Annotated in this window: 2 protein-coding genes and 1 pseudogene; all 3 read left to right on the forward strand. The window is 65.2% G+C overall.

Annotated elements, in window-relative coordinates:
- On the forward strand, positions 1-357 hold a 357-nt coding region (locus ACNPM4_RS03035), incomplete at its 5' end, for a carbohydrate ABC transporter permease (RefSeq protein WP_448984653.1).
- Positions 357-1,244, forward strand: a complete 888-nt coding sequence (locus ACNPM4_RS03040; RefSeq protein ID WP_448984654.1) for a carbohydrate ABC transporter permease — start codon at positions 357-359, stop codon at positions 1,242-1,244. The genes ACNPM4_RS03035 and ACNPM4_RS03040, both read left to right, overlap by 1 nt.
- A pseudogene (locus ACNPM4_RS03045) lies at positions 1,244-1,600 on the forward strand (alpha-xylosidase); the annotation flags it as partial. The gene ACNPM4_RS03040 and the pseudogene ACNPM4_RS03045, both read left to right, overlap by 1 nt.

A 1,600-nucleotide genomic window follows, 5' to 3' on the forward strand; every position in this document is an offset into this window, starting at 1 on the left:
CTCCAGCGCGTCGACCCCGAGCTGTACGAGGCCGCGGAGCTCGATGGCGCGAACTGGTTCCAGCGGTTCTCGGCGATCACGATGAGCATCATCCGCCCCGAGATCTTCGTCGTCACCCTGACCTGCACGATCGCCGCACTCAAGGTGTTCGGTCCGGTCTACATCATCACCCGCGGCGGCCCTGCCGGTGCCACCCTGGTGCCCGCGTACTACGCCTACCAGGAGTTCTTCACGAAGCGGAACGTCGGCTACGGCGCCACGATCGCGACGGTGCTCACCATCGTGGTCGTGATCGTGTCGATCATCTTCATCCGCGTCCAGAACTCCCTCGAGCGCAAGGAAAGGGCGGGTCTGTGATGCACGCGACCACCGCCATCGTCACCGGAAAGCCCGCCAAGACGCGCCCGCGCGGCGGCATGACCAAGAAGCGACCGATCGACTGGCTGCTGCTGACACTCGTCATCGTCGGCGCACTGCTCGTCATCGCGCCGTTCTATCTGGTGCTCGTGAACTCCTTCAAGTCGCCCGTCGACTACGCCACCTCCGGTCCCCTCGCCCTCCCCGAGACCCTCGACTTCGGCGGCATCGTCAAGTTCTGGGAGCGGGTGAACTTCCCGGAGAAGGTGTGGAACTCGATCTTCATCGCCGGCATCGTGTCGGTGCTCGCGGTCGTCATCTCGATGCTCAACGCGTTCGCGATCGGCATCGGGCGCGTGCGCGGTCGCAGCTGGATCGTGCTGCTCTTCCTCATGGCGAACCTGCTGCCGCAGGAGGCCCTGCTCTACCCGCTGTACTACATGTTCAAATCGGTCGGACTGTACGACAACGTGTGGTCGGTCATCATCGTGTTCACCGTCATCCAGGCGGCGTTCGGCACCTACCTGCTCTCGTCCGTATACGGCACGTTCCCCAAGGAGATCCTCGAGGCCGCATCGCTCGACGGTGCGAGCCGCTGGCAGATCCTGTGGCGAGTGATCTTCCCGATCAGCCGTCCCACGCTCTCGGTCCTGCTGATCTTCTTCTTCATCTGGACGTGGAACGAGTTCCTGATCCCGCTGACGTTCCTCGCGTCGAACGCGAATCAGACCGTCCCGGTGGCCATCAGCGTGCTCCAGGGCGACCGCCTGATGGACGTCACCACCACGAGCGCCTCGGCCCTGCTCGGCATCATCCCGACGCTCATCTTCTTCCTCATCTTCCAACGCACCCTCACCAGGGGCATCACCGCAGGAGCAGTCAAGTAATGAAGTTCACCGACGGGTTCTGGCAGCTGCGTCCCGGGGTCACCGCGCTCTATGCGCAGGAGGCGTACGACATCGCCGAGACCGACGAGACGCCGGACGGGACCGGCATCGTCATCACCGCACCCACGATGGTCATCGCGAAACGCGGCGACACCCTCAACCGCCCCGTGCTCACCACCACCCTCTCCTCCCCCGCGGAGGGCGTCATCCGCGTACGCATCGCGCATCACGCCGGCGGACGTCGGCAGGGAGGCTTCTCACTGCCCGGCGCGGGAACGGGAACGGCCTCGATCTCCGTCGGCGACCACGGCGGTGTGCTGGACGCCGGATCCCTGGTCGCGCGCATCACCCCCGGC

Source organism: Microbacterium umsixpiens, assembly GCF_053543675.1.